Below are 15,507 nucleotides of genomic sequence, written 5' to 3' on the forward strand. Positions count from 1 at the left end.
CGAAGCAAGCCAGGCATCGGCGATAGGGAGTCTATAGGAAATATTTGCCGCCTTGGCAGCATGACTGCGCTACTGCGGTCGACTTGTTTTACTTGACTCAGACGGCCCCGTTACCGAAGTCCTAACCCTAGACTAGCTCTCGTCAGCGCCGCGGTCCACGACTGGTACCGTCAAGGCCTGGATCTTTGAGATTACCAGATCGAAAGTCTTGGGCTCCTCTAGTAATGCCATGTCGATATCGCCATTCTCGAGGGAACTCAGCATACTGGACTTGAATTTTTCGGCCGATTCAGTTCCCTCATGCGCTGCGATATGGTAAATCGCGTAGCCAATGCAAAGGTACAGGGTGTTCAAGATGATCTTGATTTGCCCAAGTTCTTCCCCGGCCACGCCGTCTGTTTGGTATGCCATTTTGAGACCTCTTGCTTTTGAATGATCGCAAATGGGGATGGTTATTTTAACTCCCGAAGTCCCGTAACGGTTCCCGTTGCCCCGCCTGCAATGGCCCGAGTAGCTTAAACTGTCCGCCTTCCGCTTAGTGCTCAGAGAGCAGAAGTCTGGCCCATGCTCGCGACATTTTCTCCGTGCCGGTGCCAGCGATGTGGCAATCGTCATAAATCGATTTCGTCGAGAAGCGCGTTTGTATTCGCTTCCCCCCGAGGACTGCTGGGCTCCATTCGGCAGTCACGCGATAACCGACGTCGTGACGCTGCCTTGCCGACTCGACCAAAAGTCCACTTAAGTCGCCACCATCCGCCGATCGAGCGCTTTCCGAACCGGAAAACGCCAGGGCACGATGACCACGTTGTCGAATTCTCCCGATACGTCTTATCGTCTCGTGACGGTGCGTCGGTCGGGAGAAAGGGCACCGCTTATGCCCGTAACCTTGCCGAGACGGTCCTGCGCTCCATATCGCCCAAGGCATGACCAATTGCAGCAAACGAAAGATTTCCGGACATCTTCCCATCGCGGTGTCGCTCGTCCTTGCCGGCTGCACCGGAAGTCAGTCGACACTCGATCCTGCGGGACAGGAGGCGGCAGAGGTCCATCACCTGTTCGTGGTGATGGTTATCGGAGGAGGGTTCATCTGGCTCGCTGTCATCGGCCTGTTGCTGCATTCCTGTCGTGGCCAACGGCAAACCTGGTCGGAGGAGGGCGCGGGAAGGCTGATTGCCTGGGGCGGTGTCGCCTTTCCTGGCGTCGTACTCTTCGCGCTCCTCGTCTACGCGGTGTGGCTGATGCCATCGGTCCGGCCGTGGCTCGCCCGCACCGTCCCCGAACCCACACAGATCGAAGTGACCGGCGAGCAGTTCTGGTGGCGGATACGCTATCCGGCCGAAGACGGAGTGGCGGGGTTCGAGACGTCAAACGAGTTGCGGCTGCCTGTGGGCGAACGCGTCGCATTCTCACTCCGTGCGGCGGATGTGATCCACTCCTTCTGGATTCCGTCTCTGGGAGGGAAAATGGACATGATCCCCGGCCGGACGAACGTGCTCTCGCTCTTGCCGACAAGGACCGGGGTGTTCAAAGCGCCATGCGCGGAATTCTGTGGGACCTCGCACACCTACATGGCCTTCTCGGTCGTGGTGATGGAACGCGAGGCCTATGACGACTGGCGGCGGAAGCAGGCGTCGGGACATCAGCCTGAAGGCAGCGAGGGCGAGCGACTGTTCATTCATCATGGCTGCGCGGCCTGTCATTCAGTCAGGGGGACCACGCCGGTCGCAGCGCTCGGGCCGGATCTGACCCATTTTGCTGAACGCGAAACCGTCGGCGCAGGAACGCTGGCAAACACGCGCGAAAATGTTGGGCGGTTCATCCGCGATCCGTCCGCGATCAAGCCTGGAGCCCAAATGCCCGCCTTCGACATGGTGCCGCAAGGCGAGATCGCTGCGATATCCGAGTTCCTGGCGGGGCTGCGATGACCGACGTCAGTGTCACGGAGCTGAGCCGGGAAGAGCGCGAGGCGCAGGAGCGGGAGCTGCGCGAAGTCTGGCGGACACCGTCGGGCTGGCGCTACTGGACATCCGTCAACAACACCGAGATCGGTCTCTGGTACGGTGCCGCCGCCTTCATCTTCATGCTATTCGCAGGCGTTCTGGCCCTGCTTGTCCGCGTCCAGCTCGCAGTGCCTGAGAACAGGTTCCTTTCGGCCGACGTCTTCAACCAGGCCTTCACACTGCACGGCACGGTGATGATGTTCCTGTTCGCCGTGCCGATCTTCGAGGCCGTCGCGATCTTTCTCCTGCCATCGATGCTGGGAGCACGCGAGCTGCCGTTCCCGCGCCTGTCCGCCTTCGGCTTCTGGAGCTTCGCGCTCGGCGGCGTCTTCGTGTGCGGCTCGATCTTCTTCGGCGCGGCCCCCAATACGGGCTGGTTCATGTATCCTCCGCTTGCGACCGACAAGGAGTATTCCGGGATCGGTGCCGATATCTGGCTGCTCGGGCTGTCCTTCATCGAAGTCGCCTCCATCGCCGCGGCGGTCGAACTGATCGTCGGCATCATGAAGTGCCGGGCACCCGGCATGCGCATCAACATGATGCCGCTCTTTGCCTGGTATCTCCTGATCGTGGCCGGGATGATCCTCTTCGCCTTCCCGCCGCTGATCGCCGGCGACATCCTGTTCGAGATGGAGCGGATGTTCGACTGGCCGTTCTTCGATGCCGAGCGCGGCGGCGATCCGCTGCTGTGGCAACATCTCTTCTGGATCTTCGGACATCCGGAGGTCTACATCATCTTCCTGCCGGCAATCGCGATCATGGCGATGATCGTGCCCACTTTCGCCCAGCGCCCGATCGTCGGTTACTCCTGGATCGTGCTCGCGGCCGTTGGCACCGGCTTCCTCAGCTTCGGCCTCTGGGTGCACCACATGTTCACCACCGGGTTGCCGCAGATCTCGCTCGCCTTCTTCTCTGCTGCGTCAGAGGCGGTCGCGATCCCCACGGGGGTGCAGATCTTCGTCTTCATCGCGACGCTGCTCGCCGGGCGCGTGATCTTTTCCGTTCCGATGCTGTTTGGGGCCGGCGGCCTTGCCATCTTCGTGATCGGTGGGTTGACGGGCGTCATGGTCGCGCTTGTGCCCTTCGACTGGCAGGCCCACGACACCTATTTCGTCGTCGCCCACCTGCACTACGTCCTGATCGGCGGCATGCTGTTTCCTGTTGTCGCCGGCATCTACTACTATTACCCGCTCATCAACGCCCGGAGGCTCTCGGATCGGCTCGGAAAGATCGCCTTCTGGCTGATGTTCGTAGGCTTCAACGTCGCATTCTTCCCGATGCATCTGTCAGGCCTGCGGGGCATGCCGCGCCGGGTCTTCACCTATCCCGCCGACATCGGATGGGACTGGTTCAACCTTATCTCCACCATCGGAGCCTTCATTTTCGCCGCGGGTGTCGCCGTGGTCGTGATCGACGTCGTCCGGCCGAAGCATCGACAACCCAAGCAGGAGATGAACCCCTGGAACGCCGGTACGCTGGAATGGATCAGCGAACCTGAGGAAAGCTGGGGGGTGCGTTCGATCCCCATCATCAAGAGCCGCTATCCGATCTGGGATCAGCCGGGCCTGCTCGACGACATCAAGGCGGGACGCTACTACCTTCCGGACGCGCAGGACGGGGCCCGCGAGACCCTGGTGACATCGGTGCTGGACGCGCGCCCCCTGCAGTGCCTTCGCGTCGGTGGCACGTCGATTCTGACGATGGTCGCCGCATTCTCGCTCGGTGGTGTCTTCATTGCCCTGACGTTCCACTGGTGGATTCTGACGCTCGTCTGCGCGGTCCTCACGATCGCCGCGATCATCGCCTGGCTCTGGACCGGGACGGCGGAAATCCCCCGTTTGGAAGAACGCGACATCGGTCTTGGCAAGACGTTGCCCCTCTACAGCTCCGGACCGCAATCCGTCGGCTGGTGGGGGATGTTCATCACCATGGCGGGCGACAGCACGGCCTATGCCAGCCTGATGTTCGGCTACTTCTTCTACTGGACGATCCATGACGACTTTACCGCCGGGCATGCCGGCCCGGGTATCGGCTGGCCGATCCTCGCAGCGGCCCTGTTTGTGTTCGCTTGGTTTGCGATGTTGCTGGCGCGCCGCGTCAACGCCGCTGACCGTCCGGGAATGACACGTGCGGCGCTGATATCATCGGCATTGCTGACTGTGGCCGGATGTATTGCCGGGCTGGCCGGGCCGCATTTTTACGCGATGGATCCGACAGCGCATGTCTATCCCGCAATCGTCTGGGTCGTAGCCATCTGGACGGTCGTACATGCTGCCGTGGCGATCGTCATGCAGGCCTACTGTCTTGCCCGCAGCCTTGCCGGGCGAATGAGCGCGCGGCACGACATGGATCTGCAGAATGTCGTGCTCTACTGGCATTTCCTCGTCATCACGGCCATCACGTCGTTCGGCGTGCTCGGCCTGTTTCCGGCGGTGAGGTGACGCGATGCGGCTGTTTCCCAAGGAAGTCGAGAGCCTCTGGACGCTTTTCACAGGACCGAGCATCTGGGCGGCGCATTTCCTGGGGTGCTCTATCGCCGTGGCGGTCTACTGCGAGAAGGCCGGAGAGGCCCCAATCACGTTCGCGCAGATGCGTCTTTTTCTCGTTCTGATCACGCTTCTTGCGCTTGCTGGCATCGTGCTTTCGGCCTGGCTCGCCTGGCGCCAATGGGGCTTCGGCAGCGGCGATCCACCGCACGACGCGCCGACCCGCGAGGATCGGCTGCTGTTCCAGGGCTTTGCGACACTTCTTTTGTCGGGGCTTAGCTTCGTCGCCGTGCTGTTTGTCGCCGTTCCCCTGGTCCTCATCGAGGCGTGCCAGCCATGAGGACCGTTGCGCTCCTCACCGGATGTCTGTTGCTCGCGATCCTGCCGATTGCGCTCTACGCCTCTTTCGGCGGCGGCTCGTTCACCGTGCACATGATCCTGCATATGGGCATCGTCGCCGTGGCAGCACCGCTTCTCGCCTACGGCCTGCTCGGCACGGGGATCGACATCCCGCGGAAAACCGTGTGTATGACACCCGTGCTCGCATCCGTGATCGAACTGATCGTGGTGTGGCTTTGGCACGTTCCGGCACTTCGGGCGATGGCGGATGCCAGCGCTCACGTCTCGATGCTGGAACTCTTCAGTTTCCTCGTCGCCGGCTTGCTGCTCTGGTTTGCCTGCCTTCGGCCGGAGCGGGACGGCGAGGGGCGGCTGGCCGGCACTATGGGGCTTCTCTTTACTTCGATGCACATGACGCTGCTTGGCGTTCTGCTCGCCCTTGCGCCGCGATCCCCTTACGGCGGGGGAGAGGTCAGTTGCTTCGGCATTCCGCTCGATGCGGCGTCCGACCAGCAGATCGGTGGCGTGGTGATGCTCGTCGTGGGAGCCGCGTCCTACCTTATCGGCGGGGTCGCTCTGCTTTCCGGCGTGCTCCGGATCGAAGGCGACGTCGCGCGCGAGGATCCGCGATGGTGATCGGACGAAAGCATCTTGCCGCTCTGGTTCTCGGAGCCGCGCTGGCTGGGTTGGTGCTTGTTTGGTCCGGCGTGATCGGCATCGGCGCGAGCACCGGCCACTGGAAGGTCACCGACTGGTTCCTGCACTGGGCGATGCGGTCCTCCGTCCGGACCGCTGCGATCGGCACCGACGTTCCACCTCTTTACGAGGGCATGCTGCCAATGGCGGCGGGGCACTTTGAGAGCGGCTGCGCCCTTTGCCACGGCTCGCCCGCGACGCCGCCGCCCAGAAGTGTGCGTGGCATGCTGCCGGTGCCGCCCGATCTGAAGGAGAAAATATCGACCTGGACCGACGCCGAGCTCTTCCAGATCGTGCAGCATGGGGTGCGCTTCACGGGCATGCCATCATGGCCCGTCGCGGAGCGCGAGGACGAGGTCTGGGCCATGGTGGCCTTTCTCCGGCGCTATCCGGAACTCGATACCGCATCCTATCGACGCCTTGCGGGCCACGCAGCCCACCAGTCCCGCGATCAGGAGCGGGTGCTGGAGACCTGCAACGGCTGCCATGCGCCGGACCGGCTCGATCGCGACAGCCTCATCCCACGTCTCGACGGCCAATCACAGACCTATCTGAGGGATAGTCTGGCGGCTTATGCGGAGGGAACGCGGCCGAGCGGCGTCATGGCCGTCGCCATCCAGTCGCTGAACGAGCAGGAGCGCGAGGCGCTGGCGGCGCATTTTGCGGAGCGGAGCCCGATCGGCGTGAATAATGGTGCGCCGTCGGTGGAGTTCGACCGGGGCGAGCAGATCGCAAGATCTGGCGATCCGCAACGACGCATCCCCGCTTGCTTGTCCTGCCACGACCGGGAAAACGCCAACCCGGCCTATCCGAGGCTCGCGGGACAGCCCACGGCCTATCTCGCCGCCCAGCTTCGCCTATTTGTCGAGGAAAAACGGGGAGGCGGACTCTATCGCGCGCTGATGACAAAGGTCGCGGCCAATCTGGACGAACGAGACATCGACGCCGTGGCCACATACTTCTGGGCGAGCGATCCGGGCGCAAATGCTGGTAGCGGATCGGTGGACGGCAGTGCAGGCCAGTGACCACGCCACGCGGAATTGGCGCGCTTCGAAACACAATCTCGCTGCAACGCGTAAATCTAGTCGAGATCGATGAGGGCCAGACCGAGGTCGCGCCTGTGCTTGCGGCGCAAGCGGGCGGGCGTCTCCCGGATCACAACCTCCAAAGTGGGGCGAACCTGTCCTTGAACGAAATGCCCACCCCTGGTGCTGCCGTCCGACAGACCCAACACCGCATGCAGATGTAGGCTCGCGCTTCCGTCGTCTGCAATCGCGACGTCTCCCATGAGGCTTAGGGCCTCCGATTGCTCGTCAACATGAATGTTGCGGTATTCCTTTGTCTCGACCTCAAAGAACGCAATCGTGGCGGACTGGAATGCGCCAATTGCCGTGACTGAGGCGGCCGCGATCCCTTGTTCGTTCGCGAACGTACTGATGCTCGAGAAGGCTTCTTCTCCGGTGTCCATGACAAGGATGAAAGCGCGCTCGCCCGCGTCTTCGGCCAAAAGTTTGTGTCTCATGCGATCGGTCCTTCCCAGTTTCTCTGTCCAGAAGGTCCGAACCCCTCCTCGGGTTCCCAACGGCTCCCTCCAATCTGCATGTGGAACTTCGCCTTCACCTGCCTCGTTGCGCTTTAATCAACGATCGGAAGGAGGCGCTGAGATGGGCTATTCCCTGAAAGACCTGGACGAAGAGGAAATCCTCTGGCTGAGGCGTATCGCAGATGGTCGCGTTCACGTCGTCCCAACTGACATGGCCGAACGGTTGCATTCACTCGGCCTCGCGGTGCAGGACTCACCAGACGTGGCGGGCGACCAGGGGCTTGGCACCAGGATCAATGAGGATGGGTTGTCGCTGCTGGCGGAGGAGCAGCCTGAGAGCGCGCAGGATGAACCGTAGCAGGTCGTGATCGCGCTGCGCAACAACGCGCCAGCGCGACGAATCTCTGGAAGATTCTTCCGGGAGGCAACAATTGTCGTGCCAGGCCGTTTTGCGTCTTATCGAATGGGAAGGGAGCAGGTGATGTCATCGACAGCGACAGCCAGAAAGCAGCGTACTATTCAGAAGCAGATCGACAAAGCTGACCGGAAGGGTCCGCGGAAAAAGGAGGAGGCCATGCAAGCCGGCGCGCGGCCTTATCCTGTGCCGCCATTGCCGAAGGTCCACCAGAAAAAGCCCGGATTCGAGAAGGCGCTGCCGCTGCAGCCCCTGTACGACGCTCCGTTTTACCGCGGCTCCGAAAAACTGAAGGACAAGGTGGCCCTCATCACTGGCGGCGATTCGGGGATAGGCAGGTCGGTTGCAATCCTGTTCGCGCGGGAAGGGGCTGACGTTGCCATCATACATCTCGACGAGCGTGAGGACGCGGAGACTACCCGCGCGGCGGTCGAGAAGGAAGGCGCGAGATGCGTCGTGATCAAGGGCGACGTCAAGGACTCCGAGTTTTGCAGGCGGGCGGTTGAGCAGACGGTGCAGCAACTCGGCGGACTGGACGTATTAGTCAATAACGCCGCCTTCCAGCTGCATACCGGAGATATCGAGGACCTGTCGGATGAGCATTTCGACGAGACGCTCAAGACCAACCTGTACGGTTACTTCTACCTGGCAAAGGCCGCGGTACCGCACATGAGCAACGGGGCTGCGATAATCAACACAGGCTCGGTCACGGGCCTTAAGGGGTCTAAGGAACTGCTCGACTACTCTATGACCAAGGGTGGAATACACGCTTTCACCCGCGCCCTCGGCGCGCAGCTTGTCGACAAGGGAATTCGCGTCAACGCAGTGGCACCGGGGCCGGTCTGGACCCCGCTCAATCCCTCGGACAAGTGCGCAGAAGACGTTGCAAGATTTGGCGCCAACACGCCGATGAGACGACCGGCGCAGCCCGAGGAGATCGCGCCGGCCTACGTATTTCTGGCGTCCCCGCAGACGTCGAGCTACATCACGGGCGAGATTCTGCCAATCGTCGGCGGCTACTAATCGTTTGTCTATGGCGAGTGGCGCAGCCCGCGCCACTCGGCACAATGATGGAACCATTCCGACCCCAGACAATTCCATCCTGCATGAAACAGACTACGAGAACTGCCCGCCGGGGAATGACCCGCTTTGTGATCACCATCTTCATCGTTGCGGCAATGGTCGCAGCGATTTACCTGCTTTTCTGGACGCCGGGCGAGGCTTTCCCGGTCCTCCCGGAATGGTAGATGATGTCACCAGTTCCCTGCTTGGCACATCAAGTTCGACGATGACGGGCGCATGGTCGCTTGTGTGCGGCCACGCTCGCGGCTGTCGCTGAACTGTGGCCATTCGCAGCCAGGGCGTGGCCGGCGGGCTCAGCAGGATATGATCGATGCGCAATCCCGCATCGCGCTCGAATGACTTACGCCAGTACTTCCAGAAGGTATAGACGCGCTCTTCGGGATGGAGATACCTGATCGCATCGGTCCAGCCTTGAGCCAGGAGTTCTGCAAATGCCTCTCTGACCTCAGGTCGGAACAACGCGTCGTCCCGCCATCGCTCGGGCGCGTATACATCGAGGTCCGTGGGCATGACGTTGAAGTCGCCTATCAAGAGCGCAGGAATCTCAAGCTCCAAGATTTCTGCCGCGTAGTCGAGCAGGCGACGAACCCACCGGAGCTTGTAGTCGAATTTGGGCCCGGGCGCCGGGTTGCCATTGGGGAGATAGAGGCATCCGAACAGCATGCCTCCCACGGCCGCCTCGATATATCGGCAGGCGGCGTCTTGCTGATCCCCGGGCAGGCCACGGCGTGTCAGATGAGGCTGGACATCCCTCGCCAGGATCGCCACCCCGTTCCAGCTCTTCTCGCCATGCCAGACGGCTCGGTAGCCGGCGCGCTCTATCGCTCTGGAAGGAAACCTGTCGTCTGGGGCCTTCAGTTCCTGCAGGCAAACGACATCAGGACTATCCTCCTCCAGCCATCGCAGAAGCACCGCAAGTCGTCCATTCACGCCGTTGACGTTGTAAGTGGCGATCTTCATCGCTCGTCTGCTGGCGGCAGAGCGCCGCTGGCAATGCTATCTCCGCGGATCTCACGCTCGGCCCGCAGCCAATGTTCCTCATGTCGACCTTCTGGCATGCCATCCTGTTCCCAAATCTCGAACGCACGCAGTCTGATACGTTCGGTCAGATCGGCCACATCATCCGGGCCGCGCGTTTCAGGATCGAATGCAGGGTCCAAGGGCTTGGAAAGCGGGTCTTGCATATTCTTGGTGATGGGCATCGATCTGATCCTCCTTGCTCGTCCTAAGAACTGGCTTGTGGACCGGATGTTCCGTCGGGAGACGCCCGTGGCCCTAGCCGCAAGAACGGCGTTCACCGAGCAACGCTCCTGATCGCCGTCTGCCATTCTCAGAGTGGGAGCGAATTGGCTTAGCATCGGCATCCCGGTCGGTGATGATCTCGAGACCGGCAAGCATTTCCCGTCACAAACCGGCGATTTGGGAACAGATTGTGTAGTCCCCGCTTTGGCATGCCCCGGTTCTCGTTCGCGACCTGCGATTGCGATGTCGCCTTCGGTCCTGACACGGTGTACAGGCCCGCGTTGACGAAGCGCGCGGCAAAGTCTCGCCAGCAAATATTAATGCGGTCCGTGAAGCCGGCTTCAACGAGGGCCAAATCGTTGAGATCGTCGCAGTGGTGGCGGAAAACGTTTTCATCAACCAGATTAATAACGTCGCTGCACCGACGTTGACGTCCCAGAGACTGAGCCGGTGCCATTCCCCGCTTGCCGAGCGGCACATCGTGCCGCGCGGTACCGTTGAGTTCAATGATTCCGGTCTACGAACGTTGGCTAGTCCTCCCCCTTTCCCACATGGTCTGCAACATACGCTCCCCTAGCACCGAGCGGCAGGGGTTTCCCGGTCGTCGAATCGCAGATGGTCTGATGCTCGAGTTCTGCGTTCAATTCCGCGCCGACGAGGACGATAACAACAGAAAGCCACGTCCAAATCAGGAAGCCGATGAGCCCGCCAAGGGCACCGTAGGTGGCATTGTAGTCTGCGACGTTGTTGAGGTACCAGGAGAACCCCAGCGTCATCAGCATCCAAGCGCACGTGGACCCAGCCGCGCCCCAGGTGAGCCACCGTAGTTTGGCTGGCTCCCGGCTCGGGCCGAATCGATAGATTGCTGTCAGTGCCATGAAAACCAGCAATAAGAGCAACGGCCATCGCGCCAGAAGCGCGAGGTCTTCCTTCAGGGGATCAAGCCAGATGTGCGCCATCACGACCGGCATAACGGCAACTGCTGCGATGACGGCAACCGCGGCCAACATTGCGCCAAGTGTGAACGACAGTGCAATGAGGTTAAGCCAGAGCAGACTGCGCTTCTCGACTTCGCCGTAAGCGACATTCATCGCATCGAACATGGCCAGGGTGCCATTGTGCGCGCTCCACAACGCAACAAACAGTCCGATGATGAATGCTGCGCCCAACGTACTCTCGCGGCTTTCAACGAGCGACCGAAGCTGATCGGAGAAGACCGCGAATGCATCCGCAGGCAAGACGCTGGCCATATCCCGGACATGTCCGGTCATCGCTATCGGATCTGCCAGTAAACCATAAAGCGAAACGATTGCCGCGAGCGCAGGAAAGAGCGCGAGCAGGAGGTGGAAGGTCACGCCCGCTGCCACCATTGTAACCCGGTCATTCGACACCGATTCAACCACTCTCCAGAAGACGTCGCGTAGGCCTCGAGGGGGAATATCTGTAGGGGTCTGCGCCAGCCGGCCGCGACCGTCTGCCACCTGAGCATGCTCCTCCTCCCTGTCCATGGTGGACAGCTGCTCCCTTTCCTGTCGGCTCAATACGACTGCGCCAGCCAGAAAGACCAAGCCGAACAATGTGAAAATTGCTTTGCCACTCGGACCACCATGTCTTCGTGCCATTCTTGCCTCCGTTGACCACTGAAAGCTGAACGCATGGGGACAAGAATCGATGCAATGTCGTGGATGGAAGAGGGCCAGGCGGCATATCTCCCTGCCGCTGGCCTCAGCCATCAGCAGGGATTTCGCGGAAGCGGATCTTCGCCTCCCGACAAGCCGCAATAAATTTGTAACGGGCACTCTCAGAGCTTCCAGTTCCGCACATTGCGGCAATGCAAGCGCGCTTGGCCGAGAAGTATTTCTCTCCTCGGGCCTCAGGCATCCACGCATGCGTCATAATCCTTAGGGCATCCTTTGGCGACTTTACGACTGTGAGCAAACGGGCCGGGGTGTCTATGCAGACAGGCACGGACCAATGCGCCCCGAGGTCGACGGATAGTATCTCTCCCATAGCATCCTCCTTGCTTGGGCGGGAAGGTCAACGCGGTTTCTGTGACTTAGTTCCTCTAGTGGTCGTTGCTATAGTTTGGGAGGTTGTTGTTGCGACACGACACCTCTTCCTCCAGGAGGCCCGGATGGACTTGCAGGAGAATGCCGAAACCTCCCATCACAGTCGAATGCTGATGATCGAACGTCTTCGGGCCGGCTGAAGGCTCTCGACCCGGTTGCGCCGGTCATCCGCTACGAGCGGGAAAACTCCGGCGAACTGATCCACATCGACAGCAAGAAGCTCGGTAGGCTGGACGGCGTCGGCCATCGCATCATCGGCGACCGGCGCGGCGAGAGCAATCGCAGGGCTTGCGGCAGGGGCCTCGGCCGGGAAGCCCTCCATGTCGCGATCGATGATGCCTCGCGGCTGGCCTATGCCGAAATCCTGCCCGACGAGAAGAAGGCAGGCGCGATTGCCTTCCTCGAACGTGCAGTGGTCTTCGTCGAGCGACACGGCGTCAGCGCCTTCTGCCTGAAAGACGCGATTGCAATGCTCCTCTGTTCGCTCCATTTTGCACACCGATACAGAATGGGCAGAGGCGTCATGGCCAGTAAAAAATTGCTTGCGAGGAAGGCATCGGACAACCAGGCCGATGTGGCCGATACCCCTTCTCCGATGCCGTTGCGGTTTGGCGACGACCCCTATGTCTGGGCGTGCTGGCTCTACTATGAAGACGGCCGCACGCAGGGCGAGGTCGCCGATATCATGGGAATCTCGCGCGCGACGGTGAACACCTATCTGGCCGACGCACGCAGCCGTGGCATCGTCAATATATCGCTGGAGCCAGCGCGGCTGAGTTCGCTGCATCTGGCGCAGGAATTGAAGCGGCATTTCGGTCTTGGCGACTGCCTCGTGGTTCCGAGCGACGATGGTGCCCGCTCGCTGATCGACCGGCTCGGCGCTGCAGGCGGACAGGCGCTCTCCAGGATTGTGAAGTCCGGCGACACGATTGCCGTTGCATGGGGACGCACCGTACTGGCGATCGCGGAACAGACGGTTTCCAATGTGCAGGATGTGACCGTTGTTCAGGCGACGGGCGGGACGAGGGCAAACTTTGCATATACGCCGGAGCTTTGCGCAGCAGCGATGGCGACCGCGATCAACGGACGTCTCGTCAACATCACCGCGCCGGCTCTGGTCAAGAGCCGGGAAACCCGCAGCATCATAATGCAGGAGCCGCTGATCGCGGATCAGTTTCAGGTTCTGCAGGCGGCGAACAAAATCATCTTTGGCATTTCCTCGCTGCGGCCGAACTCCACGATCCATACAAGTGGATTCTTCGAATCGGTTTCGATCCAGGAATACCTTTCCAAGAGCGCGGTCGGTGTTGTGGCGGGACGCTTTCTCGACGGGCAGGGTATGCCAGTCAACGGGCCGCTCGATGAGCGGACGATCGGGATCGATCTCGATACGCTCAAAACCATCGACGTTCGCATTGCCGTGGCGGGCGGATATGACAAGGTCCCTGCAATACTGGCCGCGTTGCGGGGCGGTTACGTCACCGTATTGATCACCGACGCAGCGACGGGTGCGGCAATCCTGAGTGCGGAAGGTGTGCGGCCGGTCACCGCGAGGCAAGTGCGGACGCGGTCGCAGGATGATACCTCGCAAGCAATGGGAATGCGAAGCCATGTCAAGAAATTCCTGAACGATGCGGACGAGGTTGTCGAGGAAATGCTCGAGGGTCTCGTCGCGGCGCACGCCTCTCACGTCATGCCGATCGGTGGTTCCCAGCGCTCTCTGATCGCCAGAAACGGCCCGCGTCGCGGGAAGGTCGGACTGGTGATCGGCGGCGGCTGCGGTCACGAGCCCTGCTTTTTCGGCTATGTCGGCCAGGGTCTCGCCGACGCCGTCGCCATAGGCAACGTTTTCTCGTCTCCTCCGCCTGGACCTATCCTCGACTGCGCACGCGCCGCCGATGGTGGTGAAGGCGTACTGTTCGTCTACGGCAACTATGCCGGTGACGTGATGAACTTCGAGATGGCCGCCGAGATGGCGCAAGGCGAAGGCATCGAGGTGCGAACGGTTCTGACGACCGACGATATTGCATCGTCCTCGATCGAGGATCGCGAAGGCAGGCGCGGCGTTGCGGGAAACTTTTTCATCTTCAAGGTCGCCGGTGCTGCCTGTGACCGCGGTCTCAGTCTCTCTGAATGCGAGATGGTCACGCGCCACGCTAATGCCCGAACGTTTACGATGGGTGTGGCGCTCGAGCCGTGTTCCATGCCGCAGACACACCGTCACAATTTCGAGATCGGTCCTGACGACATGGAAATCGGCATGGGGATACACGGGGAGCGTGGTGTTACCCGGCAGAGTATGGCGCCAGCGGATGCGATTGTCGACGGGATCATGGATCAGATGTTCGCGGAAATGAATCCTGCGAAGGGCGACAGTGTGGCAGTGCTCGTCAATTCCTTTGGCGGCACGCCCCTTATGGAACTTTACATCCTGTTTCGCCGTGTCAGGCAGCGCCTGTCCGCGCGCGGGGTCAGGATAGAGGCGAACTGGATCGGGCACTATTGCACCTCGCTCGATATGGTTGGCGCCTCGATCTCGGTCATGCATCTGGATGGCCAACTCACCGAACTTCTTCGTCATCCTTGCGACACTGCAGCGTTAAGAATTGTGTAGCTGCGTCTGCGAGGATCGAGAGTTCAGGAACGGATCTGGAGGAAGCGAGATGAACGGGAACGGCACGCAGCAGATCAAGGCCATGTTTCAGCGTATTTCCGCAGCAATCAGCGCGGAAAAGGGCAGGCTGTCGGAACTGGACGGCGCGATCGGTGATGCAGATCACGGTATCACGATGGCGCGCGGGTTCTCCGCCGTAACCCGTCGCCTCTCGGGCACTGATTGCGAAACCCTGCCTCCTTCGGAAATTTTCCAAATCGCCGCATCAACCTTCCTCGATTCCGTCGGAGCATCCACCGGTCCCCTTTATGCGACGGCATTTACAGATGCCGCACAGGTGCTTTCCGGAAAGGCGGCTTTGGGTGCCAGCGAGCAGGCCGGTATTGTCGAGGCGTTCAAGTCGGGTATCAAGCGAAGGGGAAAGGGCGACCGCGGCGACAAGACCATGCTGGATGCGTGGATTCCCGCCGCGGCGGCTGCGCAGGACGCACGAGAGCGCAATGCGGCTCCTGCTGAAATGTGGGAGAAAATCCTTCGGGCGGCCGAGATCGGATGTGAATCCACCAAATCGATGGTGGCCGCCCGAGGGCGAGCCCTCAGGTTGGGCGAACGATCGCTTGGTCATATCGACCCCGGAGCCGCTTCGGCCGTGATTATCATCGCGGCAATGAGGGACACGTTTGGCGAGCCTTGAGCGCCGCGTGTTCATTCGAACGCGCAAGGATCTCTCTAATCTATTGAATCTACAGCATCTGTCCGGCTCTAGTGATTCCGCTTAAACGCGGGATGTAGCGGAGCGCCATGGAGGCGTGCAAGCCGCCGGTAAAGATAGGCGCCCATTCCAGCCGAATGATTCCGACCGCTTGTCATGTGCGGCAACGGGTGCCTCGTGCTGCCGGCAGCGCGCTCTTTTCCAATATCCACGGTCGCGTCTTTTCCGCAATGGTCCGTCAGTTATGCGTTGCTGCATAAATTTCTACAAATTTCGATTGTCTATCGACATATGTCAAAAGCTCTAAT

Annotated in this window: 15 protein-coding genes and 1 pseudogene; 10 read left to right on the forward strand and 6 right to left on the reverse strand. The window is 60.8% G+C overall.

Going from position 1 to position 15,507, the window contains the following annotated elements; all coding sequences use genetic code 11:
• Positions 1 to 132: 132 nt before the first annotated feature.
• Positions 133 to 411 (reverse strand): hypothetical protein, encoded by a 279-nt coding sequence (locus LQK81_RS25410; RefSeq protein WP_230809210.1) that lies wholly within the window; start codon positions 409 to 411, stop codon positions 133 to 135.
• A 512-nt stretch (positions 412 to 923) separates the two neighbouring features.
• On the opposite strand from LQK81_RS25410, the gene coxB reads away from it, so the two are divergent.
• The 5 genes from coxB to LQK81_RS25435 are packed head-to-tail and all read left to right on the forward strand — an operon-like array spanning position 924 to position 6,546.
• Positions 924 to 1,925 (forward strand): cytochrome c oxidase subunit II, encoded by a 1,002-nt coding sequence (gene coxB / locus LQK81_RS25415; protein ID WP_230809211.1) that lies wholly within the window; start codon positions 924 to 926, stop codon positions 1,923 to 1,925.
• On the forward strand, positions 1,922 to 4,441 hold the full coding sequence (gene ctaD, locus LQK81_RS25420) for a cytochrome c oxidase subunit I (RefSeq protein WP_230809212.1): 2,520 nt from the start codon (positions 1,922 to 1,924) through the stop codon (positions 4,439 to 4,441). Before coxB ends, ctaD begins: the two co-directional genes overlap by 4 nt.
• A 4-nt stretch (positions 4,442 to 4,445) precedes the next feature.
• Positions 4,446 to 4,826: a hypothetical protein gene (locus tag LQK81_RS25425; RefSeq protein WP_230809213.1), complete on the forward strand. Its 381-nt coding sequence runs from the start codon at positions 4,446 to 4,448 to the stop codon at positions 4,824 to 4,826.
• Positions 4,823 to 5,461 carry a cytochrome c oxidase assembly protein gene (locus LQK81_RS25430; protein WP_230809214.1) on the forward strand — a complete coding sequence of 213 codons (639 nt, stop codon included), beginning with the start codon at positions 4,823 to 4,825 and terminating at the stop codon, positions 5,459 to 5,461. Before LQK81_RS25425 ends, LQK81_RS25430 begins: the two co-directional genes overlap by 4 nt.
• Positions 5,455 to 6,546, forward strand: coding sequence for a c-type cytochrome (locus tag LQK81_RS25435; protein ID WP_230809215.1), 1,092 nt, complete (start codon positions 5,455 to 5,457; stop codon positions 6,544 to 6,546). The genes LQK81_RS25430 and LQK81_RS25435 overlap by 7 nt, the downstream gene beginning before the upstream one ends.
• Before the next feature lie 56 nt (positions 6,547 to 6,602).
• On the opposite strand, the gene LQK81_RS25440 is transcribed toward LQK81_RS25435, so the two are convergent.
• Positions 6,603 to 7,043: a PPC domain-containing DNA-binding protein gene (locus tag LQK81_RS25440; protein ID WP_230809216.1), complete on the reverse strand. Its 441-nt coding sequence runs from the start codon at positions 7,041 to 7,043 to the stop codon at positions 6,603 to 6,605.
• Positions 7,044 to 7,185: 142 nt separating this feature from the next.
• Here LQK81_RS25440 and LQK81_RS25445 point away from each other — a divergent pair, with 142 nt between their 5' ends.
• Together LQK81_RS25445 and LQK81_RS25450 are read left to right on the forward strand one after the other, a co-directional pair.
• Positions 7,186 to 7,422 (forward strand): hypothetical protein, encoded by a 237-nt coding sequence (locus tag LQK81_RS25445; protein WP_230809217.1) that lies wholly within the window; start codon positions 7,186 to 7,188, stop codon positions 7,420 to 7,422.
• Between the two features lie 123 nt (positions 7,423 to 7,545).
• The gene (locus LQK81_RS25450; protein WP_230809218.1) at positions 7,546 to 8,502 is read left to right on the forward strand and encodes an SDR family oxidoreductase; all 957 of its coding nucleotides are present in this window, start codon (positions 7,546 to 7,548) and stop codon (positions 8,500 to 8,502) included.
• A 141-nt stretch (positions 8,503 to 8,643) separates the two neighbouring features.
• On the opposite strand, the gene xth is transcribed toward LQK81_RS25450, so the two are convergent.
• The 4 genes from xth to LQK81_RS26460 all read right to left on the reverse strand — a co-directional run bounded on the left by xth (position 8,644) and on the right by LQK81_RS26460 (position 11,814).
• A complete protein-coding gene (gene xth, locus LQK81_RS25455; RefSeq protein WP_230809219.1) occupies positions 8,644 to 9,522 on the reverse strand; it encodes an exodeoxyribonuclease III in 879 nt (292 codons plus the stop codon).
• A complete protein-coding gene (locus LQK81_RS25460; RefSeq protein WP_230809220.1) occupies positions 9,519 to 9,764 on the reverse strand; it encodes a DUF2934 domain-containing protein in 246 nt (81 codons plus the stop codon). Before LQK81_RS25460 ends, xth begins: the two co-directional genes overlap by 4 nt.
• A 570-nt stretch (positions 9,765 to 10,334) precedes the next feature.
• Positions 10,335 to 11,426, reverse strand: a complete 1,092-nt coding sequence (locus LQK81_RS25465; RefSeq protein WP_230809221.1) for a YihY/virulence factor BrkB family protein — start codon at positions 11,424 to 11,426, stop codon at positions 10,335 to 10,337.
• 103 nt (positions 11,427 to 11,529) lie between these two features.
• Positions 11,530 to 11,814 carry a DUF982 domain-containing protein gene (locus LQK81_RS26460; RefSeq protein WP_442967189.1) on the reverse strand — a complete coding sequence of 95 codons (285 nt, stop codon included), beginning with the start codon at positions 11,812 to 11,814 and terminating at the stop codon, positions 11,530 to 11,532.
• Positions 11,815 to 11,991: 177 nt separating this feature from the next.
• Here LQK81_RS26460 and LQK81_RS25470 point away from each other — a divergent pair.
• The 3 genes and pseudogenes from LQK81_RS25470 to dhaL form a co-directional block, all read left to right on the forward strand.
• A pseudogene (locus LQK81_RS25470) lies at positions 11,992 to 12,327 on the forward strand (IS481 family transposase); the annotation flags it as partial.
• 141 nt (positions 12,328 to 12,468) lie between these two features.
• Positions 12,469 to 14,487, forward strand: a complete 2,019-nt coding sequence (locus LQK81_RS25475; protein WP_230809245.1) for a bifunctional sugar-binding transcriptional regulator/dihydroxyacetone kinase subunit DhaK — start codon at positions 12,469 to 12,471, stop codon at positions 14,485 to 14,487.
• Positions 14,488 to 14,536: 49 nt separating this feature from the next.
• Complete coding sequence (gene dhaL / locus LQK81_RS25480; protein WP_230809222.1) at positions 14,537 to 15,181, forward strand: dihydroxyacetone kinase subunit DhaL; 645 nt, start codon at positions 14,537 to 14,539, stop codon at positions 15,179 to 15,181.
• The last annotated feature ends 326 nt before the right edge of the window (positions 15,182 to 15,507 follow it).

Origin of the sequence: Rhizobium sp. GN54 (assembly GCF_021026345.1) — a bacterium.
Classification (GTDB): domain Bacteria; phylum Pseudomonadota; class Alphaproteobacteria; order Rhizobiales; family Rhizobiaceae; genus Mycoplana.